The sequence below is a fragment of the Microbispora sp. NBC_01389 genome (assembly GCF_045040095.1).
Taxonomy (GTDB): Bacteria; Actinomycetota; Actinomycetes; order Streptosporangiales; family Streptosporangiaceae; genus Microbispora.
On record NZ_CP109552.1, the window covers coordinates 4,062,678 to 4,087,500 of the forward strand.

A 24,823-nucleotide genomic window follows, 5' to 3' on the forward strand; every position below is an offset into this window, starting at 1 on the left:
AACTCCCCGGAGCACACGAACCCCATGAACCATCCCCACGGGAAGGACCCCGCCTTCCTCCGCGGCATGACCCAGCGCCGGCTCGGCAGGCGCGACGCCTTCCGTCTCACGGGACTGTCGGCAGCCGGGCTCGCCCTCGCGGCCTGCGGCGTGCAGGGCAAGGGCGCGGCCAGGCCCACCTCCTCCGCCCAGGTGCAGTCCGAGGTGGAGAAATACTGGTCGGGCAAGGCGAAGAACGGCCACGTGAACTTCGCCAACTGGCCTCTCTACATGGACCCCAAGCAGCCCGAGCTCAAGGAGTTCACCAAGCGCACGGGGACCACGGTGACCTACAAGGAGGTCATCCAGGAGACCACGAGCTGGTACGCCAAGATCCAGCCGCAGCTGGCCGCCGGGCAGTCGATCAACTACGACCTCATGGTCTTCACCAACAGCGTCCAGCTCACCCAGCTCATCAAGCTCGGCTACCTGGTGCCGCTCGACCACGACCGGCTGCCGAACTTCACCAAGAACGTCGGGGCGCGATACACCCAGGAGGCGTTCGACCCGGGCAACGTCTACACCGTTCCGTGGGCGTCCGGCATGACCGGCATCGCGTACAACCCGAAGTACATCGACACGCCGCCGACGAGCTACTCGGCCCTGTGGGACCCGAAGTACAAGGGCAAGGTCGGCATGATGGCGGACTCGCAGGAGATCGCGAACTTCGCGATGTTCGCGCTCGGCATCGACCCGGACAAGTCCACCCCGGCCGACTGGGAGAAGGCGGCAGCGAAGCTCACTGAGCAGCGCGACTCGGGAATCGTCCGGAAATATTACGACCAGTCGTACATCGACCCGCTGGCCAAGGGCGACATCTGGATCTGTCAGGCGTGGTCCGGCGACATCTTCCAGAAGAACCTCTCCGACGGCACGGACCTGAAGTTCGTGATCCCGCAGGAGGGCGCCACCATCTGGACCGACAACTTCATGATCCCGAAGACCGCCGCCAACCCGGTCGACGCGATCACGCTGATCGACTTCTTCTACGAGGCCGACATGGCGGGAAGCCTGGCGGAGTACATCAACTACGTCACCCCGGTCCCGTCTGCCAAGGACGCCATCCTCGCCGACGCGGCCAAGGCGTCCGGAACCGACAAGAAGACCCTCGAGATGATCGCCGACAGCCCGCTGGTGTTCCCGAGCGACGACGACTACGCCAAGCTGCGAACCTACGTGACCTTCGACAACAGCGAGGAGCACAAGAAGTTCGAAAGCGTCTTCCAGCCCATCACCACGTCATGAGCAGGCTCAGGGCGGCGCTCACGCCGTACGCGCTGATCTTCCCGGGCGGTCTGTGGCTCGCGATCTTCTTCGTGGTCCCGATGATCGTCATGCTGTCCCTGTCGCTGCAGTCGGGCAGTGTGGAGGACGGCTACGCCTTCACGTGGAACTGGCACTCCTACATCGGCGGGCTGGCGAACTACCACGACCAGATCATCCGGTCGCTGCTCTACGGCCTGGCAGCGACCGTGCTGCAGATCGTCATCGGTTTCCCGGTGGCGTACTGGATCGCGTTCAAGGGCGGCAGCCGCAAGTCGTTCTACCTGTTCCTGCTGCTGCTGCCGTTCCTGGTGTCGTTCGTGCTGCGGACGATCTCCTGGCAGTTCCTGCTGTCGGACAACGGCATGCTGCTCGGCCCGCTGAAGAACATCGGGCTGCTGCCTGACGGCTTCCGCGTCCTCGCCACGCCGTTCGCCGTGATCGGCGGCCTCGCGTACAACTTCCTGCCGTTCATGGTGCTGCCGATGTACGTGGCGCTGGAGCGGATCGACCCGCGCGTCCTCGAGGCGGCGCAGGACCTCTACGCGAGCCGGTTCCAGACGTTCCTGCGCGTGGTGCTCCCGCTGTCGCTGCCCGGCGTCTTCGCCGGCGTGCTGATGACCTTCGTGCCGGCGACGTCGGACTACGTCAACGCGTCCGTGCTCGGCGGCACGAACACCACGATGATCGGCAACGTCATCCAGAACCAGTATCTGGTCACGCAGGACTACCCGACGGCCTCGGCGCTGTCGTTCACGCTGATGGCGCTGCTGCTCGTCGGCATCTTCGCCTACGCCAGGGCGCTGGGCACAGACGACGTGCTGGAGGTGGCGGCCCGATGAGGCAAGGTCTGCTGAGGGGGCGCGGCCTCCAGATCTACACCTGGCTGGTGATCGCCTGGCTGGTCGTGCCGATCGCGGTCATGATCCTGTTCGGGTTCAACGACACGCACGGCCGATACAACACCGCCTGGCAGGGCTTCACCCTCAAGTGGTACGGCAAGCTGTTCGAGATCGGCGACCTCACCCAGGCGCTGGTGAACTCGCTGCTCATCGCCGTGCTGACGATGATCATCGCTGGAGTGCTCGGCTCGCTCATCGGCCTGGCGCTGGGCCGCTACCGCTTCCGCGGGTCGGCGACGATGAACGTCGTCATGTTCGCGGCCATCTCCTGCGCCGAGATCGTCATGGGCGCGTCGCTGCTGTCGCTGTTCGTCACCCTCGCCGTGCCGCTGGGCTTCTGGACGATCGTGATCTCGCACGTCATGTTCTCGATCTCGTTCGTGGCCGTGACCGTGCGGGCCCGGGTGATGACGCTGGACCACTCACTCGAGGAGGCCGCCAGGGATCTCGGAGCCGGGACCTGGACCACGTTCCGCCTGGTCACCCTCCCGATGATCATGCCCGGTGTGCTGGCCGGGTCGATGCTGGCCTTCGCCTTGTCCATCGACGACTTCGTGATCACCAACTTCAACGCGGGCGGGACGGTGACCTTCCCGCTGTGGATCTGGGGAGCCACCCGCGTGGGCATCCCGCCGCAGGTCAACGTCATGGGCACGCTGATCTTCGCGGTCGGTGTGCTGATCGCCGTGGTCAACGCCCTCATGGCCCGCCGCCGGAACTGATGTAGGCCCCTGTAAGAACCTGTGAGATCCCCAGGATCTCGAGGGGAAGTGAAATGTGTGAGTCCGCAGAAAGCTCTCGCTGACGCGGAGCGCAAACCGTACTGGCTGGACCGGCCGATCGCGCCCGAGCCGCTGCCCCCGCTGACGGGAGACGTCACGGCGGATCTGGCGGTGGTCGGCGGCGGCTTCACCGGCCTGTGGACCGCCCTGATGGCCAAGGAACGCGACCCCTCGCTCGACGTGGTCCTCCTGGAGGGCCGCGCGGTCGGGTGGGCCGCCTCCGGCCGCAACGGCGGCTTCTGCGCGGCGAGCCTGACCCACGGGCTCGGCAACGGCCAGGACCGCTGGCCCGCGGAGATCGCGACGCTGGAACGGCTCGGCCGGGAGAACCTGGACGAGATCGAGCGGACCCTCTCCCGCCACGGCGTCGATTGCTCCTTCGAGCGGACCGGCGAGCTTTCGGTGGCCACAGAGGAATGGCAGATCGCCGGGCTCGACGAGGAGGTGAGCGCGGCGGCTTCGCTCGGCCAGCGCCTGGAGCGGCTCGACCGGGAGCAGGTGCGGGCCGAGGTGGACTCCCCGACGTACCTCGGCGGGGTGTGGGACCGGGACGGCGTCGCCATGCTCGACCCGGCGCGCCTCGCCTGGGGGCTGCGCGACGTCTGCGTCCGGCTCGGCGTGCGCGTCTTCGAGCACACGCCGGTGCGCTCGCTGCACGACGACGGCACGGCGCTGGAGCTGGGGACGCCGAAGGGCCGCGTCCGGGCCGGGCGGGTGGCGCTCGGCACCGGCGCCTTCCCGCCGCTGCTACGCCGGCTCAGGCACTTCCTGGTGCCGGTGTACGACTACGCGCTGATGACCGAGCCGGTGGCCGGCGACCTCCTCGCGGAGATCGGCTGGCGGAACCGCCAGGGCGTCGGCGACTCGGCCAACCGGTTCCACTACTACCGGCTGACCGACGACAACCGCATCCTGTGGGGCGGCTACGACGCCGTCTATCACAACGGCGGCCTGGTCAGGCCCGAATACGACCAGCGCGACGCCACCTTCGAGAAGCTCGCCACCCACTTCTTCGAGACGTTCCCGCAGCTCCACGGCCTGCGCTTCACCCACCGCTGGGGCGGCGTCATCGACACCTGCAGCCGGTTCAGCGCCTTCTTCGGCACGGCGTACGGCTCCCGCCTCGCCTACGCGGCCGGATACACCGGCCTCGGCGTGGGGGCGACCCGCTTCGGCGCCAACGTCATGCTCGATCTGCTGCAGGGGCGTCTCACCGAGCGAACCGAGCTGGAGATGGTGCGGCACAAGCCGATGCCCTTCCCGCCCGAGCCGGTGCGGTCCGGCGTCATCCAGCTCACCCGCTGGTCCATAGCCCGCGCCGACGAGCACGGGGGCCGCCGCAACGCCTGGCTGCGCACCCTCGACGCCTTCGGCGTCGGCTTCGACAGCTGAGGCGGCGTCCGCGTCACCGGTCGTGGACCTCCAGGAAGTGCCGGTTGTACATCACGCCGAGGACGTTGCCGAAGGGATCGACCACGGAGGCGGTGACGAAGCCCGGGCCGCGCTCCACGGGCTTCTCGTACGTCGTGGCGCCCAGGTCGAGCAGCCGTGCGAAGGCGGCCTCGACGTCGTCCACGTGCCAGTAGACGACCGCGCCGGCGGGCTCCTCCTGCCGGGGGCGGGGGGAGAAGCGGCGGTCGACGATGCCGAGCTCGTCCTCGTCGTCGCCGATCCGGAACTCGGCGTAGGCGAGCGTCTCCTCGACGGAACGCGTGAAGTACGGCTCGACGCCGAGCAGTCCGGCGTACCAGCGGGCGGCGGCGGTGACGTCGTCGGCGAAGAAGCTGACGGTGGTGAGGCCTCGCAACATCGGGGTTTCCCTTCTCAGTGGCTGATGTTTCAATCCTCCGGCCTGAAGTGCTCACCTTCTGAGCACTTTTCCGGGCAGAATCGGGAACCGTGCGCGCCGACCGTCTCGTTGCCGTCCTGTTGCTGATGCAGGCTCGCGGCCGGGTGACCGCGGCCGAGCTGGCCGAAGAGCTCGAGGTTTCCGTGGCCACCGCCCGCCGGGACCTGGAGGCGCTGTCGGCGGCGGGCGTCCCGGTCTATCCGCAGCCGGGGCGTGGCGGCGGCTGGTCGCTGGTCGGCGGCGCCCGCACCGACCTGAGCGGTCTGTCGGCGCCCGAGGCGCAGGCGCTGTTCCTGCTCCTCGGCCCGGCCGCGGCCGGGTCGGCTGGGTCGGCTGGGTCGGCCGCGGCCGGAGCGGCGCTGCGCAAGCTCCTGGCGGCCCTGCCCCGGACCTTCCGGGCCGACGCCGAGGCCGCCCGCGACGCGACCCTGGTCGACCCCGTCCGGTGGGGGGAACGCGACCGCCCTCGGCCCGCGATGGTCGACCTGCTGCGGAGCGCCGTGGTGAGCCGCCGCAGGGTCCGCCTCACCTACGCCGGTCCGAAAGCGGAACCCGCGGAGCGGCTGGTCGACCCGTGGGGGCTGATCGACAAGGACGACGTCTGGTATCTGCTGGCGGGAACCGACCGGGGACGGCGGACCTTCCGCGTCGACAGGATCGTCCGGGCCGAGGCGACCGGCGAGACCGCCGAACGCCCCGCCGGCCTGGTCCTCGCCGCCGCCTGGCAGGAGGTCGTCGACGAGATCGAGGGGCGGCGTTCGCGCACGTGGGCGACCGCGCTCGTCGAGGAGCGGTTCGTGCCGGTCCTGCGCGACCGGTTCGGACGGCACTGCCACGTCGACGGTGAAGTCGACGGTGAAGCGGGGGGACGTGTCCGGGTGCGCCTCGCCGCCCCGACCCCGCTGGACCTCGCCCGTCACCTCGCGGGGTGGGGCGCCCTGATCGAGGTCGTCGAGCCGCGCTCCGTCCGTGACGAGCTCGCCCGCATCGGCGCCGAACTCGTCGCCCGCTACTCCGGGCCGGACCCGGCCTGAACGATCGGGGCGATCCGGCCATTCGGTGGGACGCCGTCCGGTTCCATTCACATCAGGTTCGCGCGGGGGTCCGTACGTTTCCCGCATGCGAAGGTTCTTTGCCGGATTCCCGGCGCGGGTTTCGGCGGGACCGACCCTCGTCGCCCTGCTCCTGACGGCGTGCGGCGCCGGGCCGAGCTCGTGTTCCGGACCGAAGGCCAGGTGCCTGCCCCTTCCGCGCACTCCGGCCCTGAGGTGGGGATCGACCGGGGGATCACCGTCCCGCGGAGGCCGTGTGCCCTGGCGCGGACACCGCGACGTGCCCGGCACCGGCCTCGGCCTGCCCATCGCCCGGCAGATCGCCCGGGCGCACGGCGGCGACCTCACCGTCGCGTCCGGCGCTCCCGGCGGATCGGGCTGTGCCTTCCGCCTCGCCCTGCGCCGTCCACGCGGCCAGACGACGCGGTGAGTCCGAGGGGCGGGATCAGGCGGCGAGGCGGCCCTGGCCGGCGGTGAGCCAGCGGAGGGGATTGTCGCGGGTGACGAGGCGCACGGTGCCGTCGTCCACCCCGGCGGCCCGCAGGGCCGGGACGACCGAGGAGAACAGCCGGCCGTACCCCTGCCCGCCGTAGCCGGCCAGGTGCTCGCGCAGCCGCACACCGCTGCTGACCAGGATGCGCTCGGCGTGACCGGCGTCGAGGAGGGTGAGCACGTCGTCCGCGCAGGACACGCTCACGTACGCGCCGGTCTCGGCGATCTTGCGCTGGGCCGGCGTGTCGGCGCCCGGGGCGCTGAGCCGCTGGGCGGGCACGTTCTGGGAGAGCAGCAGTTCCAGCGGCTCCAGCCCGCCGGCGGCCACCGGGAGGTCGGTGCGCAGCGAGGCGCGCGCGGCGGCGGTGACCGCCCGCTCCTCGGCGGGGGCGGGCGTCTCACCCCACGACGCCGCGACGATGACGCCCGGCCGGGCGCCGGTCCCGTCCAGCCCGGCGCCGATCTCGTGGAGGAGGTCGGCGGTCAGGTCGTCGACGCCGTACCGGGTGATCGCCGCGCCGGCGAACGGCTGGGCGGCGAAGCCGGTGGCGGCGACGATCGGGACCCGCGCGGCCATGGAGATGCGGGCGAGGGCCGCGGGGTCGCGGGCCATGCCGACGCAGCTGTGCTCGACGACGAGACCCAGCGCCTCACCCCTGCCGAGGTCCTTGATCTCGGCCAGCACATATCGCTCCTCGTCCAGCCACCGGCACGGATCGGAGTCCACGCCGATCCCCCAGCGGGTGTCGGTGCGCAGGTGCTCGTGGGGGAGCACCGGCCCGTCGATCTCGGAGACGGGAAGGGCGCCGGTGACGGTCTGGATGCGAGGGAAATATGCGCCGGACATGAACGGACATTAACTCATTTTTTGTCAAAAACCCTTCTGGGTCACCAAATTCTTCACCTCTCTTGAGGGTCAGCTCATCGTCCGGCCGCCGTTGACGGCGAGGCGCTGCCCGGTCACGAACCGGGCGCCGGGCGAGGCCAGGAACGCCACCGCCTCGGCGATGTCGAGCGGCACGCCCATGTGACCCAGCGGCACGTCCCGTAGATAACCGGTGTAGTCCTCGGGCGGCACGTCCGCGTGGCGCTCCACCGGGATCCAGCCGGGCTCGACCGTGTTGACGGTGATCCCGTACGGCCCCAGCTCCCGCGCCCACGACCGGGTGAGCCCGTGCATCGCGGCCTTGGCCGAGACGTAGTGCCCGAACTCGGCGTTGCCGAGGTCGGAGACCTCGCTGCCCACGTTGACGATCCGGCCCGAGCCGGCCTCGCGCATGCCGGGCAGCACGGCCTGCAGGAGCAGCAGGGGAGCCTTGACGAAGAAGCGGAGCTGGCCGAGGTGGTCGTCCCAGGTCTGCTTCTCCACCGGCATCATCGGCTGCGGGCCGGTGGCGTTGTTCACCACCATGCCGACCCGCCCGAGCGCGGCCACGCCCTCCCGTACGGAGCGCTCATCGGTGACGTCGAACCGGGCCGTCGTCGCCGAGCCGCCGGCGGCGGTGATGCGGTCGGCGACGGCGGAGGCCCCGGCGGTGTCGTTGGCGTAGTTGACGGCGACGTGCCAGCCGTCGGCGGCGAGTCGTTCCACGATGACGGCGCCGAGCCCTCGCGAGGCGCCGGTGACAAGTGCGATTCCCATGGGAACCGTGCCTACCACACGATCTCACGGGCATGATGGGGCGCATGGATCAGATCGCCGCACTGGTCGACCGCGCCGAGATCGTGGACGTGGTGACCGCAGTCTTCGACACCGTCGACGCAAAGAACTGGCCGGTGTGCCGGGAACTGTTCGACGACGAGGTGGACGCCGACTTCACCAGCCTGAACGGCGGGGAGCCGGCCCGGATCAGCGCCGACGCCCTCGTGGACGGCTGGCGTACCGGCCTGCACGGCCGCAAGCAGAGCTTCCACACTGTGAGCAACTTCGCGGTGACCGTGGACGGCGCCGAGGCGCACGTGACCGCGAAGGGCTACGCCTACAACGTGCTCGACGAGGGGCTCGGCGGCGGCCTGTGGGAGGTGTGGGGCGTCTACCGGCTCGGGCTCGTACGGCAGGCCGAGGGCTGGAAGGTCACGGCCCTGACGTTCGACGCCTGGCACACCCGGGGCGACGAGGCGGTGCGCGCCCACACGATGGACTGATCGCCCCGGATGCGGATGCGGATCCGGATGGGCCGGGGCTATGCGCTGTTCCGGACGTTGGGCACCTCCGACGATCGGGCCCGTCGCCGTGCCGGCCCACGAGCCGCCTCTACCGGAATGCGGGCCAGTGCTCCGGCCTTCAGGCCGGGGGTGAAGGCCCGCGCGGGAGTGCCCGCTAGGGCGCGAACGTGCCTTCACCCGCAGGTCACGGTGGGCGTTGCCGCTGCTCGATGTGCGGCTTGAGTACCGTGAGCGGTGCACCGCCGACTGATCCGGCGAAGTAGGACTTCGGACCAGAAGTGTCCACCCCTCAGGTACTTGCGGACATGCGCGCTGTGTTCCTTGCGGAGTATCCGCGCCGAGACGCCCTTCAGTGGGTTGACGAGCGTGGACAGGGCGACCTTCGGCGGGTAGTGGATCAGTGGGTGGGCGTGGTCGTGTTCGCCGTTGAACTCCCGACCCCGGTTGCGGACCCGGCCGGCGGTGGATGTGCCGCAGGCCCGTGATCTGCAGGTCACGCGGGTGAACCGGCGGTGGGGTGCGGTCAACCTGCCCAAGGTCGGGCGGGTGCGCTTCCGGTGGACGAGGGATCTTCCCGGCGTCACCAGGGGCGGCCCTGCCGGGCGCATCACCGGCGCGCGCCTGGTCAAGGACGCCTACGGCTGGCACATCGTGTTCCGCACCGAAGCAGTGGTCGCGGCGGCCCCGGCCGCCCACCGGGGCGAGCGGGTCGGGATCGACCGGGGGATCACCGTCGCCCTGGCGTTGTCGGACGGCACCATGCGCGAGCACGGGCCCTGGCTGCGCGACGGCGAGAAGGAACACCTGCGCCGGCTGGAGAAGACCTCGGCCCGCCAGCGCCGCACTCGCGTTCCCGGCCGGCCTGCGTCCAGACGGCTGGCCCGCACCTATGACCGGATCGCCCGGCTCCGCGCGACAGCCAAGCGCCGGGCCGTCGACTGGCAGCACCAGACCACCACCGAACTCGCCCGCGCCTTCGGCGTGGTCGTGGTGGAAGACCTGACGATCACGAACATGGTCCGCACTGCCAAGGGCACGATCGAACACCCCGGCCGGAACGTGCGGCAGAAGGCGGGGCTGAACCGCGCCATCGCCGGGCAGGCGTGGGGCCGGACGGTCACCCTGCTGGAGTACAAAACCCGTGATCGCGGCGGGCTGGTGGTGAAGGTGCCCGCCCCGGGAACGGCGCAGACCTGCCACCGGTGCGGCCACCGTGACTCGGCGGCCCGGGACGGCACCCGGTTCTCGTGCGTGAATCCCGCGTGCGGGTGGGCCGGCCACGCCGACACCAACGCCGCGATCAACATACGCAACGCCGCAGGAACTGCGGTGTCAGGACGTGGAGACCTCGGGGCTGCCCGGTCCGCGAAGCGTCAACCCCCGCACGCCGCTTGACCGCGACGCGACGGGAGAATCTCCGGCCTTCAGGCCGGGGAGGAGTTCAAACGCGTTTCCGGGAGCTGCTGCTGCGGGGGTTGCGGTAGGTGAAGGCCCAGCGGTCGTCTCCGATCTTCCGGGGGGTGTAGCGGGTGGGGTGGCGGTAGCGGTCGCGGTTGTGGAACTGGCAGGCCGGCCCGAGCAGCTTGAGGTCGGTCAGCCCGCCGCTGCTCCAGTTGTCGCAATGATCGATCTGGCACATGGTGGCGGGCAGGGGGCAGCCGTCGACCCAGCAGGTGGCGTACCGGGTGAAGACGGCCCGGCGCTGGGCGGGGGTGGCCAACCTGACCTTGCGGCCCATGTCCAGGACCTGCCCGGCGGCGTTCATGACGATCCTCACCAGGCTGCTGGTGCGGGCGAGCCGGTGCACGCTGGAGACGGGCAGCAGGTGCCCGGTCGCCAGGATCAGCCCCGGCAACCTCCGCATCCACGCCCCGGGCGGCGCATTGCCGCCCGCTCCCGGCGGACTGCTTCCCGGCGGCGCGTCGGCTCCCACCCCGGCCCAGGTGTCGCCTCCCGGCCAGGCGCCACCGCCAGGCCAAGCGTCGCCTCCCGGCCAGGCGCTCTCACTCGGCCGGGCACCACCGCCGTGGTCCACACCCGGCGGCGCATCGGCTCCCACCCCGGCCCAGGTGTCGCCTCCCGGCCAGGCGCCACCGCCAGGCCAGGCGTCGCTTCCCGGCCGGGCGCTCCCTTCCGCATCCGGCGGGGCGTCGGGCTCGGGTGGGGGATCAGGGGCATGCGTCTGCTGCGGGCGTGCCTGCTGCGGGGGTGCCTGCTGCGGCCGCGCTCGGTTTCTGCGGTGTCCTCGCTCGATGCCCTCTTCCTGAGTGCCGGGGTCGTCGTCAGAGTCGTCGTCAGGGTCGTCGTCAGGGTCGTCGTCAGGGTCGTCGGCGTGGTCGTCGGCGTGGTCGTTGGCGTGGTCCTGCTGGACGTCATCGCAGGTCGCCGCGCTCGTGGCCGTGCTCGTGGCTGTCGGTTGGGTCGAAGTGCGGCCAGGCGGCAGCCGGACCGTCCATGGGCGAGCTACCGGCGGCCGCGCGGCCGGTGACACGCTCCTGCCCGTCAGCGCCCGCACCCGCGCCCGCACCCGCGGCGGCGCTGGAGGCGGCACGGGAGGCGGCACGGCAGGCGGCGGGGGAGGCGGCGCGGGAGGTGTCGTCTCCAGCGGAGGGCGCGACGGTCGAGCTACCGTCCTCGCCGGCTGAGCGATCCCCGCCCGCCGGGGGCGCAGTGGCTGTGCGTTCGGGGCTGACGGCCGATGGCCGTGCGCCCGGCTCCGCACCCCCTGGCTCTGCGTGTGGTTCTTCGTCTGGCTCTGCGTGTGGTTCTTCGCCGGCGGGCTCCTCAATGGTGGGCTCGCCGTCGTCGATGATGGGCTCACCCTCGTCGCAGGGAGTGCCACTCGGAGAGTCGTCGGGGAGAGACTCGGCGTTGACCAGCACCAGAAGCTCAGTCACGATCTTGTTCTCCAAGAACGCGATCAACGCGTCCGCGTTCCGCACACTCAACGGCCGGTCATCACCCTCGGCCTTGGGCTTGGCGTAGACGTCCAGCAGGTGCTGCAACCGCGCGGCGGCCTCCACCGGCAGGTAGAACTCGCCCTCCAGCCCGCCGCCCCTGCGCCGGCGCACCCTAAAGAACCGGCGATCGAAGTCGGCCTGCTCGTCCTTCTCATGCCCGTCGGGGTCCAGCACCGCCCGCAGATACCGCCCCGCCTTCGCCACCTCCGCCGCACCCGCCGAGTTCGCCAACTCCAGCAAAATCCGCTCAGCGGTGGTGGCCTGGTCATCGGTCAGCCCAGAGGTGGCGGTGCAGATCGCCTCCACAATCCCCTCGGGCAGGCTGCCCTCGGCGAACAGGCGGCGGACCTGCGGCAGACGGTGCAGCTCCATGCTCATCGTCACCAACCGGCCGGCCCCCGCAGGGGTCATCCCCCCAGCGGACCGCAACCACAACTTCGTGGACGCATGGCCGTGATTCTTCGCCTCCCCGGCCCGATGGACACGACCCACCCGGGCGGCCAACGCCGACGTGATCCGATCACGGACCGCAAGCAACTCCTCCGCCTCGGCCAGACACACACCCGCGTCCTCAGGCACCGGCACCAACGCCACCACCCGAGCCGCCTCGACAACCGCCGCCACCGCCACCCACGACGACGACCCGGCATCACAGGCACCGCCAGAAGCACCACTGGAAGCACCATCAGACGCGCCCCTGGGCGCACCATCGGGATCGCCGCTGTCGGCACGTCCTGTGTGATTGCCCGTGCCGGGAGAACCGGCAGCAGCGCCGTGAACATCGGCACCGTCAGAAGGGCCTTCAGGAGAAGCACCGCTCGCGGCATCACCGATGGCGGAGTCGTCAACGGCACTGGTTTTCTTCGCGAACGCCTGGATGAGGGGGATCTTGGCCGAGTCGCTGCGCCGGCTCGCGTGCTTTCGCGGCTCGGGGTCAACGATGGAGACGTACTCGCGGGCGAGAGAGTCTTCCATAGACCAGAGGGGCGAGCCGGCCGTGAGCCGCTCCCACCAGTCGTCATCGCCGATATTGTTCGAACGAGCGAGGTGCTCATGATCAATATCGAACGGATCCATCGCACCTCCCCGATGTATTCGAAAGCTTGTATTGATTCTTTCATGTCACCGCACCATGAACACCCCTGCAAAGCGATTTGTTGGAATCACAGGCGCGCAGAAATGTCGGTGCTCAGGGTGCGCCAGTTGACGGTGCTCTGCTGAGGAGCGATGGCCCTGCCGTCCTCGCGGGCGCCGCCGATCCGGCTCTCTCCGTGTACGGCGGACGAGGTTCACCGGCGCACCGAAAGCGGGTCGCTTTGATGCTCGTCCGGCCGCGCTGACTGCCGGGACCGGCGGGATGGTCCGGTCAGGCGGAGCCGCGGCGAGAATGACGGGCGGCCGGATGAACAGGCACTACGTCTCTAACCGGTGACCGCCGGGGCCTCCGTGTGCAGCCGCCGGAGGACCCTGCGGAACGCCCAGACGGACGCCAGGAAGGCGATCCCGGTGATGACCGCCACGGCGGTCGTCCGGACCAGCAGGTAGGTGCCGATCGACTGGTGCAGCAGCAGCCAGATGCTCACGCTCGAGTTGACCAGCAGAACGAACGCCCACAGCAGCGTGATCCGGGCGAAGAACCGCTGGACGCGCTGGTGCCGCAGCACGAAGGACGGCAGGTGGATGTAGTCGAGCGTCAGCTTCTCCACGAGGGGACGGCGCATCCGGACGGACGCCAGCAGCACCATGCTGATGACGATCGTGCCGAGTTCCGGCTGGATGAAGTAGACCACCGCGCTGCCGCTCCACAGGCCGAGCACCGTCCGTACGGTGATGGCGATGGCGGCGAAGATCATCGTGCCGGGCACCGGCTGGCGCCGCACCAGGCGCCACAGCACGCCGAGGTAGACCCAGGAGATCGCCGCCATCAGCGCGCCGCGCAGGCCGAGCACCGCGAGTGCCGCGTAGAAAACGGCGAGAGGAGCCACCACACCTTCGAGGAGCCGGGGGACCGCCTGTTTGATCAGGGCGGTGAGCCTGGGCATGGCGAAGGGCGTGTGGTTCATGACACTCCAACGGGCCGGCGGGGGAGACCGACGCTGTAGTTGGCAAACGCGCCTACCCGGACATCGCGGTCGGAAACGCCCAGGGAAGGTGGTGCATCGGTGGCTTACCGTACCTGACGGTACGGCCTTGACGGGCCTGAAGCACTGACCGAGGTGTCGTCCGATACCGATGCGGCATGTCATTTGAGAGTCCGCCGACGAAACGATTGCGCTGGTCGCGGCTTCGTCGTGCGCCTCGGGCCGCTTTCCCCGCTGACACGGGCGCGGGTTACGGTGACGGGATGAATACGGGATTCGGGTACTTCGCAACTCATGATGCGGTTCGTCCGGATACGCTCGCGCGCCTCGTGGAGCAGCGCGGCCACGCGGCGCTGCTGTTCACCGAGCACACGCACATCCCCGTGCCGCCCGGCGGCGAGGCGCCGGAGGACGAGCGGGGCGGCGAACTGCCGCGGCGATACTGGCACACCTACGACCCGTTCGTCGCGTCGATGGCGGCCGGGGCCGCGACGACCCGCCTGCGGGTGGGCACCGGCATCTGCCTGGTGCCGGAGCACGAGCCCATCGGCCTCGCGAAGACGGTCGCGAGCGTGGACGACCTGACCGGCGGGCGGTTCGAGTTCGGCATCGGGGCGGGCTGGAACCGCGAGGAGATGCGCAACCACGGGACCGACCCCGCCCGCCGGTTCGCGCTGATGCGGGAGCGCGTGCAGGCCATGCGGGAGATCTGGACCCGCGACGAGGCGGAGTACCACGGGGAGTTCGTGTCGTTCGACCCCATCTGGTCGTGGCCCAAGCCGGCCCAGCGCCCGCACCCGCCGATTCTTGTGGGCGGGGTCGGGCCGCGGGTGTTCGACCGGGTCCTGGAGTACGGGGACGCCTGGCTGCCCAACTACGGCCCGGGGGTCCTGGAGCGGATCCCCGAACTGTTCCGGCGGGCGGAGGAGGCGGGCCGGCACGTCGAGGTCGTGATGCTGGCCGTCCCGGCGGACCCCGCCGCGCTGGAGCGGTGCGAGGCGGCGGGGGTCTCACGTGTCATGGCCTGGCTGCCGTCGGCCGGATACGACAGGGTCCAGCGGGAGATGGACGCGTTCGAGACCGCCCTGGCCGACGCGCACGGCGAGTGAGGACGGCCCCGTGCGGGCCGCCGCTCAGTTGAGCGTGGCGGTGGCCAGTTTGGCGCCGAAGCCCAGGAAGAGCGCGCCCACTCCCGACGTGAGCCCGGCCGCGAGCCTGCGGCGGCGGCGGAAGTGGGCCGCGAGGAACGTGCCGCCGAAGATGAGGGCGGTCAGGTAGGTCACGCTGAACACCTGCACGATCAGCGCCAGGATCAGGAACGACAGCGCCGGCGCGCCGTACGTCGGATCCACGAACTGTACGAAGAACGCCACGAAGAACAGGATCGCCTTGGGGTTGAGGAGGCTGATCGTGAGCGCCTTCCGGAACGGGTCGCGCCGCTCGTCGGCCGCCGCGTGCTCCCCGGCGGGCCCGGTCGTCCGGGCGGCATCCGCGGGGTTCTCCCGGACGGTCTCGGCGGCGGCCCCGGTTTCGGGCGGGGCGGTCCTGGCGCGGGAGGCGCGCAGCGAGCGCCAGGCGCCGCGCAGCATGCCGAAGCCGATCCAGCCGAGGTAGACCGCGCCCGAGTACTTCACGATCGTGAAGAGCACGGGCGTGGACTTGAGCAGCGACGCGACCCCGGCGGCCGACAGGAACATGAGCAGCGAGTCGCCGACGAAGACCCCGGCCGCGGCCCGGTAGCCGCGCCGGACTCCGCGCTGGGCGGCGGTGGACAGGACGAAGAGCGAGTTCGGCCCGGGCAGCAGGACGATCAGGAACGAGCCGACCACGTAGGTCCAGATGTTGGTGATGCCGAAGAACAACCCTGCCTCCGTAAAGCGTGATAAGTCAGGGTATAGCTCCGCACAGCACCTGGTCACGGCAGTTTAAGAGCCGGAAGATACCTATTGACCCTATGGGTAATAAGGACAATTGTTGGGCCCATGACGCTGTGGAAGCCCGATCCCACCTTCTATCCATCTCCCCGCGACGCGGCGGAGGCGCCGCCGGAGAAGCTGGCCTACGTGGCCGCCTTCGACCGGTCGGCCGAGCGGCCCGACGCGCTCGCCGTGCTCGACACCGACCCCGCCTCTCCGGCGTACGGGACGGTGGCCGGCTGGACGGACCTGCCGCACACAGGGGACGAGCTGCACCACTTCGGCTGGAACGCCTGCAGCAGCGCCCTCTGCCCGTACGCGCCGCACCCGCACGTGGAGCGGCGCTACCTGATCGTTCCCGGCCTGCGGTCGTCGCGGATCTACGTGTACGACACCAAGGACCGGGTCAGCCCCGAGCTCGTGAAGGTCGTCGAGCCCGAGGAGCTGGGCAAGCGGGCCGGCTACTCCCGCCCGCACACCGTCCACTGCGGTCCCGAGGGGCTTTACGTCAGCGCGCTCGGCGGCTACGGCGACGACGGCCCGGGCGGCATCGCCATCCTCGACCACAACACGTTCGAGGTCCTCGGCAGGTGGGAGGTCGACCGCGGTCCGCAGTACCTCGCCTACGACTTCTGGTGGCACATCAACCACGACGTGCTGGTCACCTCCGAGTGGGGCACGCCCTCCATGATCGAGGACGGGGTGGTCGGCGAACTGCTGCTCGGCCGCAAATACGGCCACAAGCTGCACTTCTGGGACCTGCGCAAGCGCCGGCACGTCCAGGAGGTCGACCTCGGCGACCAGCACCAGATGACGCTGGAACTGCGCCCCGCCCACGACCCGACGAAGACGTACGGCTTCGCCGGGGTCGTCGTCAGCGTCGAGGACCTGTCGGCCTCGGTGTGGGTGTGGCACAAGGAGGGCTCCCGCTGGGCGGCGACCAAGGTCATCACGATCCCCGCCGAGCCCGCCTCGCCGGACGACCTGCCCGACGTGCTCAAGCCGTTCGGCGCGGTGCCGCCGCTCGTCACCGACATCGACCTGTCGGTGGACGACCAGCGGCTGTACGTGTCGTGCTGGGGCACCGGAGAGCTCAAGCAGTACGACGTGTCCGACCCGTTCAAGCCGGTCGAGATCGGCTCGATCCGCCTCGGCGGCATCGTGGACCGGGCCGCCCACCCCGCCGCTCCGGACGAGCGGCTCGCGGGCGGGCCGCAGATGGTCGAGGTGAGCCGCGACGGCCGCCGGGTCTACGTCACCAACTCCCTCTACGGCGCCTGGGACGACCAGTTCTACCCGGACGGGGTCGGCGCGTGGATGGCGAAGATCGACGCGGACGGCTTCACGCTCGACGAGCGGTTCTTCCCGCACGGCGACGACTTCCGCGGCCTGCGCCCGCACCAGACCCGGCTGCAGGGCGGCGACGCGTCCTCCGACTCCTACTGCTACCCGTGACACTGACCGCGGTCATCCTGCTCGGCGCCTTCCACGGGATCAACCCCGCGATGGGCTGGCTGTTCGCCGTCGCCCGGGGACTGCAGGAGCGCAGCCGCGACCTGCTGCTGCAGTCCCTCCCGGTCATCGCGCTCGGCCACCTCGCGTCGGTGGCCGTGGTGGTGGCGGTGGTGTCCGCGACCGGGTCGCTCGTGACCGGGACGGCCCTCGCGATCGGGGCGGGGGTCCTGCTCGTCGGGTTCGGGCTGTGGCATCTGCTCGCCCGGCGGCACTTCCGCTGGGTGGGCATGCGGCTGTCGCTGCCGCAACTGGCCGCCTGGTCGTTCCTGATGTCGTCGATGCACGGCGCGGGGCTGATGCTGCTGCCCGTCCTCACCCGGATGCCCGCGAGCCACCACGGGCACGCGCTGTCCGGCGGGCTGTTCGTCGCCGGCGTGCACACGCTCGCGATGTTCCTGACGGCGACCGTGGTCGCGGTGGTCGTGTACGAGTTCCTCGGCGTCGCCGTCCTGCGCCGGGCCTGGTTCAACCTCGACCGGATGTGGGCCTTCGCCCTGGTCGGCGCGGGCGTCCTCACCCTCGTCGCCGCCGTCTGACCGTCGATCCGTAGGGACAGGCCCCGCGTGCGTTCTCAGCCGCAGGGGTGAAATTTGCAGGGACCACCGCCATGATGAAAAGCAGCAGGTCGGCTCGCTGGAACGCGCCCACCTGCGACATGAGCCCGCCATAATGCGGCGTTAAGACTGGGCCGGTTGTCCGCCGGTCGAAGACGTCACTACGCTCCCGCGGCATTCCCTCCCCTCGGCGTTCCGACGCCGGAGGTCCCTTTTCCGTTCGGAGCAACCATGCAAGCGATCACGCGTGGCGCCTTCACCGTCGTGGTCCTGTCCGCCGTGCTTTCCGCCCTGCTCATCGCCTGCTTCGACCCGGCCCGGGCGACCGGGACCGCCGCCGCCCCCGCGGCGCGGAGCACGGTCACGGCCGCGCAGGCGGCGGCGACCCGGGTGGAGAGCGAGTCCGTGCCCATGCCCGAGGTGACGGTCACCGTCACGGTCACCCCCAGACCCTCCCCCTCGCCGCGCCCGATCAGGGTCGGGTACGTCCCCCAGCGCGGCGCGTACGGCGCCACCTCGACCGTGCGCGACCTGGAGGAGAGCGGGCAGGCGAGCAGGCTGACGCACGCCGTCTACGCCTTCGCGAACATCGACCCGACGTCGCTGACCTGCCTGAACGGCGTCACCCGGCCGCCCGCGCCCGATCCCGAGGACCCCGACCAGGGCGACGGCGCGGGTGACGCCTGGGCCGACTACCAGCGGGGTTTCACGGCGGCCGAGTCGCTGGACGGCAGGGCGGACCCTCCGGACGCCCGGCTCGCCGGAAACTTCAACCAGCTGAAGAAGCTGAAGGCCCGGCATTCCAACCTGAGAACGCTCATCTCCATCGGAGGCTGGACGTACTCCAAGTATTTCTCGGACGTCGCGCGAACCGCCGCCACCCGGCAGCGGTTCGTCAAGTCGTGCCTCGACGCGTACATCAGGGGTGATCTGCCGGGCGTGGGCAGCCGAGGCGGACCGGGCAGCGCCGCGGGCGTCTTCGACGGCATCGACGTCGACTGGGAGTGGCCCGGTGAAGAGGGCCACCTGGGCAACCACGTCGGGGCCGACGACAGGCGTCACCTGACGGCTCTGCTGGCCGAGTTCCGCGCGCAACTCGACGCGCTCGGCGTGGCCAACCGACGCCGCTACCTGCTCACCGTCTACGTGCCGGCCGAGCCGGACCGCGTCAAGGCGGGCTTCGACCTGCAGAAGCTGACCGGGGTGGTCGACTTTGTCACCGTCCAGAGCGGAGGACGGCACGCCCTGCGCGAGGGCACCATCCTCCGCTGAACCGCATCCCGGCCCCTCCGCACGCAACGTGCCGAGCACCCCGAACCGCACGCTCTCCACGACGCTCACCACGACGCTCACCACTGGGCCCTCCCGGCTTCACCGGGGTTCGCGGTCCGAGGGGCGTGCGGGCAGCCGCCCACCGCGTCCGCGGCCTCGACCCCGGCCTGACAGCCTGCGTTAGGAACGCTGTCGAATTGGGTCTTGCAGGCACGCGACCAGGGGGCTACGATCCGTGCAACTCTTAGGAAACTTTCCTAAAAGAATGCCGTTCCCCCAACCTCCCGTTCACCCCCCACAGAGGTTGTGACCATGCAGATCACGAATCCGCGCCGCGAGTTCTCCACGACCGTCGCTCCGTACCCGGGACGGCGCGCATGAGAAAGGTCATCGGAGCCGGCACGGCGGCGTCCCTCGCCCTCGCCGCCCTGCTCACCGGCGTCTTCACCGGAACGGCCCGGGCCGCGAACATCGCCGCCAACCCGGGCTTCGAGTCGGGCCTGTCGGGCTGGACGTGCGCGCCGACGGCACAGGTGGTGTCGAGTCCGGTGCACGGCGGGTCCAGGGCGCTGTCGGCGACGCCGGTCGGCAACGACTACGCGCGGTGCCAGCAGACGATCGCGGTGAAGCCGTCCACGACGTACGCGTTGTCGGCCTGGGTGCAGGGCAACTACGTGTTCCTGGGCGCGACCGGCGCCGGGGTCGAGGTGCAGACGTGGGCCTCGCCGGGGCCGGTGTGGTCTCGCCTGGCCACGTCCTTCACCACCGGATCCGCGACGACGAGCGTGACGGTCTACGTCAACGGCTGGTACGGCCAGGGCACCTACTACGCCGACGACGTCATCCTCGACGGCCCCGGCACCGTGCCCTCGCCCTCGCCCTCGCCCTCGCCCTCGGTCAGCCCGTCGCCCTCCGGGCCGCCGCCCAACCCGGGCGCGATCACCTTCGCGCCGTACGTCGACATCACGATGACCACGCCGTCGCTGGTGAGCGCGTACACCGCGACGGGCGTGAAGAACTACACCCTCGCCTTCGCGCTGGGGGACAGCACGGGCTGCAACCCGGCCTGGGGCGGCACGATCCCGATCGGCGACGCGCGGATCGTGGGCGACGTCAAGGGCCTGCAGGCCAGGGGCGGCCAGGTGATCGTGGCCACCGGAGGCGCCGTGGGGCCCTACCTGGAGCACACCTGCGGCACCTCGGCGGCGCTGCTCGCGGCGTACAAGAAGGTGCTGGATACGGTCGGCACCAACTATCTGGACGTGGACGTCGAGGCGTCCATCGACGCCGCCAAGGTCAACACGGCGCTCAGGCAGCTGCAGGCCGAGCGCGGCACCGTGATCAGCTACACGCTGCGGGTGCAGGGCCAGGACTACGGCGTCGACCCGTTCTCGGTGCAGATCCTCCAGGACGCGGCGGCCAGGGGCCTGAACGTCCTGGTCAACCCGATGCTGATGGACTTCGGCTACTCCGGCGCCTGGGGCGCCGCGATGGTCGGCGCGGCGAACGCCACCGTGGCGCAGCTGAAACAGATCTGGCCGTCGAAGACCGACGCGCAGATCAGGCGGATGCTCGGCCTCACCCCGATGATCGGCAAGAACGACACGGGCCAGGTGACCTCCCAGGCCGACGCCCGCACGCTCCTGTCGTACGCGCAGGCCAATCACGTGGGGCGGATCGGCTTCTGGTCGGTGGGCCGGGACAACGGCGGCTGCCCGAACGGCACGCTCTCGCCCACCTGCAGCGGCGTCTCCCAGTCCGCCTACGAGTTCACCGACATCTTCAAGGCCTTCACGGGCTGAACCCCCCTCGATCCTCCCCACTCACCCCCCACCCACCTTGCGAGGAAGAATGCAGCTTCGCTTCCGTACGCGCCGGCAGGTCAGGGCGGCGCTCGCCCTGGTCGCCTCCCTCCTCCTGGCGGTCGCCGGACTGGTCGCGGGAACCACCGCCTCCGCCTCGGCGGCCCCGAGCGGCCTGGTCACGCTGGCCTACGCGGCCTGGGCCCCGAACACCTGGTACGCCGTCGGCGCCCGCGTCACCTACCAGGGCGTCGACTACGAGTGCATCCAGGCGCACACCTCCCTGACCGGCTGGGAACCGCCGATCGTCCCGGCGCTCTGGAAGCCGGTGAGCGGCGGAGGCAACCCGTCCCCGAGCCCGACGCCTCCGTCCGGCGCGCCGGGCAAGCCGGGCAATCCGTCCGTTACCGGCACCAGCGGCTCGTCGATCTCGCTGTCCTGGGGGGCGTCGAGCGGCACGGTGACCGGATACCGCGTCTACGAGGGCACGTCGGTCAAGGCGACCGTCAGCGGCACCAGCGCCACGATCTCCGGCCTCGGCACCTGCACCACCCACACGTACACGGTCAAGGCGTACAACAGCAACGGCGAGTCCGCGACGAGCGGGTCGGTGACCGGCACCACCACGGGCTGCCCCGCGAGCGGCGGCAAGCTTCCCGGCGCGCCCTACCTCTACGAGGGCTGGGGCAACCCGCCGAACCCCGCCACCGTCATGAACGCCACCGGGGTCAAGCAGTTCACGATGGCCTTCATGCTCTCCGGCGGCGGCTGCGTCCCGGCGTGGGACGGCTCGCGCCCGCTGTCCGGCAGCGCCGACGCCACCGCGATCTCGCAGATCAAGGCCGCCGGCGGCAACGTCCAGATCTCCTTCGGCGGCTGGCAGGGCAACAAGCTCGGCCCGAACTGCTCCAGCTCGTCCGCCTTCGCCTCGGCGGTCCAGCAGGTGATCAACGCGTACAGCCCCGCCGCGGTCGACTTCGACATCGAGAACTCCGACGAGTTCGAGAACGAGGCCGTCCAGGACCGCATCCTCGGCGGGCTCAAGATCGTCAAGCAGAACAACCCGAACGTCAAGGTCGTCGTCACCTTCGGCACCAGCACGACCGGCCCGAGCTGGTGGGGCACGCGGCTGATCAACCAGTCGAAGGCGCTCGGCGTGGACATCGACAACTACACGATCATGCCGTTCGACTTCGGCGGCGGCGCGAACATGTACCAGAACACCGTCAACGCGGCCGAGGGCCTGAAGAACGCGCTCAAGTCGGCCTGGGGCTGGAGCGACGCCCAGGCGTACGCTCACATGGGCATCTCGGGCATGAACGGCCTTTCCGACCAGCAAGAGCTGACCTCGGTGTCCACCTGGACCCAGATCCGCGACTACGCCAAGTCGAAGGGCCTCGGCCGGCTCGCCTTCTGGTCGGTCAACCGCGACCGCGGCTGCCCGGGCGGCGGGGTGGTGTCGAACTGCAGCGGCATCGCGCAGAGCGACTGGGACTTCACCCGGGTCACCGCGGGCTTCTGACCCCGGCGACGAGGAGAAGCAGGCCCTTGTGAAAGGAGGCCGGGCCCGGCACACCGGGCCCGGTCCCGGAGCTCCTCGGAGCTCCTCGGCAGGCGGCCGGCGCCGCGAGCCCGACACCCCCTACGCGACGCGCCGGTCGCCCCCGTGCGTGGGGGCCAGCAGGCCGATCAACATGCCGACGATCACGGCCATGACAAGAGTGATCCACAGGCGAATCTTCATCGAGGTCTCCCGAATGCTACGCTCCGTGCTCACAGTACCCCGAATAGTGACGTAGTGCGACGGGTGGACAACCGAAAACGTCTTTGAGTCGCGAGTTTTGCCGTCTGTCGGGCAGGCTTGGCATCGTCATGGAATACGCGATCCCCACCAGCATCGTCCTCGCCACCGGCGTCGTACTGGCGCTCGTCGCCCAGTGGAAGGGCTGGCGGCCGTCGCTGGCCGTCACGCTGACGCTCGGCATCGCCGTACGTGTTCTGATCATGGTCCTGGCGGCCAAGGACACCAAGTTCCAGCCGATCGACTACGTGAACAGCTTCCAGCCCGCGGGCAGGGCGATCGTCGAAGGCCGCGACCCGGTGCTCGAAAGCAACGGCGGCTGGCACTTCCTGCCGATGATCCCCTACCTGTACGGCCTGCTGCTGTGGCTGGGCGTCACCTGGGACTACGCCGGCCGGATCGTCACGGTCGTCGCCGATATCGTGCTGATCCCGCTGGTCGGCAGGCTGGCCGGGGGACGGACCGCGAAACTTCGCGCCTTCCAGTACGCCTGCAACCCTCTCGCGATCCTCGTCGCCTCCGTACACGGCCAGGTCGAGCCGGTGTCGCTGGTCTTCGGCGTCGCGGCGTACGTCGTGGCGCGAGGCCCCGGCGACTGGCGCCGGCCGGAGCCGCTGCCGTGGGCACATCTGCGGATCGCGGACCGCACGCTGCCGCTGCCGTGGATCCCGCCGGGCGAGATCGTCCGGCGGCTGGTCCGCCCGGCGGAGGCGGACCGCGCGGCGACGTGGGGGGCGGTCGGGGCGGGCGTGCTCATGGGCCTCGCGCTGTGCGCGAAGAGCTGGCCCGTGATCCTCGTCCCGGCGATGCTGATGTTCCTGCCGGGGCTCCGCAGCCGGCTGGTCGCGCTGGTCGCCGTCGCCCTTCCGCCGGTGTTCTTCCTGCTGACGCTCCCCATCGGCGGCTGGACGGAGTGGCGGCAGCTTCCGGAGGTGCTGAACACCATCGGCCTGCGGCCCAGTGACGTCCGCCCGATCACGGGAGACTGGGGCTGGACCGCGCTGGTCAGTGGCGGCAACTGGAACCTCGATCCGACTCCGGCGAGGATCGGTCAGTATCTCATCTACGCCTCGATCGTCGCCTGTCTCGTCTGGTGGCGCAGGGCCGATCCCGTCGACGTCACGATCGCCATCCTGCTGTCCTTCATGATCCTCACACCGCGCCTCGGCGCGCAGTATCTGCTGTGGTTCATGCCGTTCCTGGTCGCGCGGCCGACTCGCTGGGCCTGGCCGGCGATCCTCGGCAGCACGCTGTGGGCCGCGGCGGGATACATCGTGCTCACCCAGTTCCACGGGTCCGCCTGGATGGAACTGCACTCACCATGGGCGATCAGTTCGCTGCTGATCTTTCCGCTGCTGGCCGCGGCCATCCCGTGGAAGCGGAGGTACGCCGAGGGCATGCCGCTGCCCGCGCCGGACGGGAGAGCACGCGTACAGGCCGTGTGAGCCCGGCCGCTCAGGTCACGATGAGCCGGACCAGGTGACCATGGCCCTGGTAACCGGGCGGGTCGCCGTCGAGCCGCCCGGTCACGCACTCGAACACGCCCGGCCCCGCCTCCCGTACGAAGAAGGCGGACTCGGCGATCGACGACAGCAGGCGGATCACGTCGCGGTGCACGTGGACGCCTTCCCTGTCGCCGGACAGCGAGACCGTCACCTCGTACACGCCGTCGTCGAGCAGGCGTTCACCGGTGAGCAGCCACTCCGACCCGCACGCCCGGCGCAGATGGGGAAGCAGGTGCGCCTCGGGCTCCTCGGTGACCCATCCGTCCCTCCCCATCGCGTCGAGCAGGGCCCGCACCTGTGGCTCCATCGCCGAGGCGTCCGTGATCCCGGTCAGCCGCTCGTCGTCGTCCCATCGCCGCATGACCAGACCCTAAGCCGGAGCGCCCCGCCGTACCCTTCGCCGCACCCCGCGGAACCGGTCCGTGTCGAGGAGCGTCCGGCGGCGGCCGGCGATGTGCGGTCAGTGATCGCAGGGAGGCGCCGGACGCGTTTCGGGGCGCGTTTCTGGGGGCGTTTCAGGGCGGGGCCGCGCGGAGCGTTCCGGCAGCCGCCCGGAGATGAGCGCGGCGGTCCAGGCGCCGTCCGGATCGCTGTCGACGAGCAGGGCGCGGACGAGCAGGCTCAGCGGAATCGCGAGCAGGGCGCCGAGCGGGCCGAGCACCCAGCCCCAGACGATCAGTGAGAGGAACGTGGCCGTCGTGGACAGTCCCACGGCGTCCCCCAGGAATTTCGGCTGGATGAACGACTGGATCACCACGTTGATCGCCATGTAAGCCACGATGACCAGCAGCATCGTCTTGGGCCCGCCCTCCAGCAGTCCGAGTAACGCCGGAGGGATGAGGCCGAGGATGAACCCGATGTTCGGGATGTAG

At 70.3% G+C, this 24,823-nt stretch carries 24 protein-coding genes and 2 pseudogenes (1 of these 26 running past the window's edge); 16 read left to right on the forward strand and 10 right to left on the reverse strand.

The genetic code is table 11. The annotated features are described in order from the left end of the window. The first annotated feature begins 24 nt into the window (after positions 1-24). The 4 genes from OG344_RS18335 to OG344_RS18350 are packed head-to-tail and all read left to right on the forward strand — an operon-like array spanning position 25 to position 4,378. Positions 25-1,284, forward strand: coding sequence for a spermidine/putrescine ABC transporter substrate-binding protein (locus OG344_RS18335; RefSeq protein WP_405084139.1), 1,260 nt, complete (start codon positions 25-27; stop codon positions 1,282-1,284). Then, entirely contained in the window at positions 1,281-2,144 is an 864-nt protein-coding gene (locus OG344_RS18340; protein ID WP_405084140.1) for an ABC transporter permease, read from the forward strand. Before OG344_RS18335 ends, OG344_RS18340 begins: the two co-directional genes overlap by 4 nt. Then, positions 2,141-2,926 (forward strand): ABC transporter permease, encoded by a 786-nt coding sequence (locus tag OG344_RS18345; RefSeq protein WP_405084141.1) that lies wholly within the window; start codon positions 2,141-2,143, stop codon positions 2,924-2,926. Before OG344_RS18340 ends, OG344_RS18345 begins: the two co-directional genes overlap by 4 nt. A 57-nt stretch (positions 2,927-2,983) precedes the next feature. After that, entirely contained in the window at positions 2,984-4,378 is a 1,395-nt protein-coding gene (locus tag OG344_RS18350; RefSeq protein ID WP_405084142.1) for an NAD(P)/FAD-dependent oxidoreductase, read from the forward strand. Positions 4,379-4,391: 13 nt separating this feature from the next. On the opposite strand, the gene OG344_RS18355 is transcribed toward OG344_RS18350, so the two are convergent. Then, on the reverse strand, positions 4,392-4,796 hold the full coding sequence (locus OG344_RS18355; protein WP_405084143.1) for a VOC family protein: 405 nt from the start codon (positions 4,794-4,796) through the stop codon (positions 4,392-4,394). Between the two features lie 89 nt (positions 4,797-4,885). Here OG344_RS18355 and OG344_RS18360 point away from each other — a divergent pair, with 89 nt between their 5' ends. Further along, the gene (locus tag OG344_RS18360) at positions 4,886-5,869 is read left to right on the forward strand and encodes a helix-turn-helix transcriptional regulator (protein WP_405084144.1); all 984 of its coding nucleotides are present in this window, start codon (positions 4,886-4,888) and stop codon (positions 5,867-5,869) included. A 274-nt stretch (positions 5,870-6,143) separates the two neighbouring features. Further along, on the forward strand, positions 6,144-6,317 hold the full coding sequence (locus OG344_RS18365; protein ID WP_405084145.1) for an ATP-binding protein: 174 nt from the start codon (positions 6,144-6,146) through the stop codon (positions 6,315-6,317). Positions 6,318-6,332: 15 nt separating this feature from the next. On the opposite strand, the gene OG344_RS18370 is transcribed toward OG344_RS18365, so the two are convergent. Together OG344_RS18370 and OG344_RS18375 are read right to left on the reverse strand one after the other, a co-directional pair. Next, positions 6,333-7,226: an aryldialkylphosphatase gene (locus tag OG344_RS18370; RefSeq protein ID WP_327044518.1), complete on the reverse strand. Its 894-nt coding sequence runs from the start codon at positions 7,224-7,226 to the stop codon at positions 6,333-6,335. 69 nt (positions 7,227-7,295) lie between these two features. Further along, on the reverse strand, positions 7,296-8,021 hold the full coding sequence (locus tag OG344_RS18375) for an SDR family oxidoreductase (protein ID WP_405084146.1): 726 nt from the start codon (positions 8,019-8,021) through the stop codon (positions 7,296-7,298). A gap of 44 nt (positions 8,022-8,065) precedes the next feature. Between OG344_RS18375 and OG344_RS18380 the strand changes: the two genes are divergently transcribed. Next, positions 8,066-8,524: a nuclear transport factor 2 family protein gene (locus OG344_RS18380; RefSeq protein ID WP_327044520.1), complete on the forward strand. Its 459-nt coding sequence runs from the start codon at positions 8,066-8,068 to the stop codon at positions 8,522-8,524. A 205-nt stretch (positions 8,525-8,729) separates the two neighbouring features. On the opposite strand, the pseudogene tnpA reads toward OG344_RS18380, so the two are convergent. Continuing rightward, positions 8,730-8,979: pseudogene (tnpA, locus tag OG344_RS18385) on the reverse strand (IS200/IS605 family transposase); the annotation flags it as partial. Positions 8,980-9,013: 34 nt separating this feature from the next. Here tnpA and OG344_RS18390 point away from each other — a divergent pair. Then, positions 9,014-9,940 carry an RNA-guided endonuclease InsQ/TnpB family protein gene (locus tag OG344_RS18390; protein WP_405084147.1) on the forward strand — a complete coding sequence of 309 codons (927 nt, stop codon included), beginning with the start codon at positions 9,014-9,016 and terminating at the stop codon, positions 9,938-9,940. Between the two features lie 46 nt (positions 9,941-9,986). On the opposite strand, the gene OG344_RS18395 is transcribed toward OG344_RS18390, so the two are convergent. After that, on the reverse strand, positions 9,987-11,096 hold the full coding sequence (locus OG344_RS18395) for a DUF222 domain-containing protein (protein WP_405084148.1): 1,110 nt from the start codon (positions 11,094-11,096) through the stop codon (positions 9,987-9,989). 358 nt (positions 11,097-11,454) lie between these two features. Continuing rightward, positions 11,455-12,135, reverse strand: a pseudogene (locus tag OG344_RS18400) (DUF222 domain-containing protein); the annotation flags it as partial. Between the two features lie 144 nt (positions 12,136-12,279). Between OG344_RS18400 and OG344_RS18405 the strand changes: the two are divergent. Then, positions 12,280-12,726 carry a hypothetical protein gene (locus tag OG344_RS18405; RefSeq protein WP_405089223.1) on the forward strand — a complete coding sequence of 149 codons (447 nt, stop codon included), beginning with the start codon at positions 12,280-12,282 and terminating at the stop codon, positions 12,724-12,726. A 200-nt stretch (positions 12,727-12,926) separates the two neighbouring features. Here the strand turns inward: OG344_RS18405 and OG344_RS18410 are convergent, their stop codons facing one another. Further along, positions 12,927-13,568 carry a VC0807 family protein gene (locus OG344_RS18410; RefSeq protein WP_150940329.1) on the reverse strand — a complete coding sequence of 214 codons (642 nt, stop codon included), beginning with the start codon at positions 13,566-13,568 and terminating at the stop codon, positions 12,927-12,929. A 281-nt stretch (positions 13,569-13,849) separates the two neighbouring features. Here OG344_RS18410 and OG344_RS18415 point away from each other — a divergent pair, with 281 nt between their 5' ends. Next, a complete protein-coding gene (locus tag OG344_RS18415; RefSeq protein WP_405084149.1) occupies positions 13,850-14,695 on the forward strand; it encodes an LLM class F420-dependent oxidoreductase in 846 nt (281 codons plus the stop codon). Positions 14,696-14,719: 24 nt separating this feature from the next. On the opposite strand, the gene leuE is transcribed toward OG344_RS18415, so the two are convergent. Continuing rightward, complete coding sequence (gene leuE, locus OG344_RS18420; protein WP_405084150.1) at positions 14,720-15,448, reverse strand: leucine efflux protein LeuE; 729 nt, start codon at positions 15,446-15,448, stop codon at positions 14,720-14,722. A gap of 120 nt (positions 15,449-15,568) precedes the next feature. On the opposite strand from leuE, the gene OG344_RS18425 reads away from it, so the two are divergent. The 6 genes from OG344_RS18425 to OG344_RS18450 all read left to right on the forward strand — a co-directional run bounded on the left by OG344_RS18425 (position 15,569) and on the right by OG344_RS18450 (position 23,891). Continuing rightward, positions 15,569-16,957 (forward strand): selenium-binding protein SBP56-related protein, encoded by a 1,389-nt coding sequence (locus tag OG344_RS18425; RefSeq protein ID WP_405084151.1) that lies wholly within the window; start codon positions 15,569-15,571, stop codon positions 16,955-16,957. Then, the gene (locus OG344_RS18430; RefSeq protein WP_405084152.1) at positions 16,954-17,553 is read left to right on the forward strand and encodes a hypothetical protein; all 600 of its coding nucleotides are present in this window, start codon (positions 16,954-16,956) and stop codon (positions 17,551-17,553) included. The genes OG344_RS18425 and OG344_RS18430 overlap by 4 nt, the downstream gene beginning before the upstream one ends. A gap of 249 nt (positions 17,554-17,802) precedes the next feature. Next, the gene (locus OG344_RS18435; RefSeq protein WP_327044527.1) at positions 17,803-18,843 is read left to right on the forward strand and encodes a glycosyl hydrolase family 18 protein; all 1,041 of its coding nucleotides are present in this window, start codon (positions 17,803-17,805) and stop codon (positions 18,841-18,843) included. 377 nt (positions 18,844-19,220) lie between these two features. Continuing rightward, positions 19,221-20,645 carry a carbohydrate binding domain-containing protein gene (locus tag OG344_RS18440; protein ID WP_405084153.1) on the forward strand — a complete coding sequence of 475 codons (1,425 nt, stop codon included), beginning with the start codon at positions 19,221-19,223 and terminating at the stop codon, positions 20,643-20,645. Positions 20,646-20,694: 49 nt separating this feature from the next. Further along, complete coding sequence (locus tag OG344_RS18445) at positions 20,695-22,167, forward strand: carbohydrate-binding protein (RefSeq protein ID WP_405084154.1); 1,473 nt, start codon at positions 20,695-20,697, stop codon at positions 22,165-22,167. A 350-nt stretch (positions 22,168-22,517) separates the two neighbouring features. Continuing rightward, positions 22,518-23,891: a hypothetical protein gene (locus OG344_RS18450; RefSeq protein WP_405084155.1), complete on the forward strand. Its 1,374-nt coding sequence runs from the start codon at positions 22,518-22,520 to the stop codon at positions 23,889-23,891. A gap of 10 nt (positions 23,892-23,901) precedes the next feature. Here OG344_RS18450 and OG344_RS18455 read toward each other — a convergent pair whose 3' ends face one another. After that, positions 23,902-24,312, reverse strand: coding sequence for a hypothetical protein (locus OG344_RS18455; RefSeq protein WP_327044531.1), 411 nt, complete (start codon positions 24,310-24,312; stop codon positions 23,902-23,904). A gap of 99 nt (positions 24,313-24,411) precedes the next feature. Beyond that, positions 24,412-24,823, reverse strand: the 3' portion of a protein-coding gene (locus tag OG344_RS18460) for an AI-2E family transporter (protein ID WP_405084156.1). The gene runs 701 nt beyond the window's last position; 412 of the gene's 1,113 nt are visible here — the last part of the coding sequence; the start codon falls outside the window, past its right edge — the gene reads right to left on this strand; it ends in the stop codon at positions 24,412-24,414.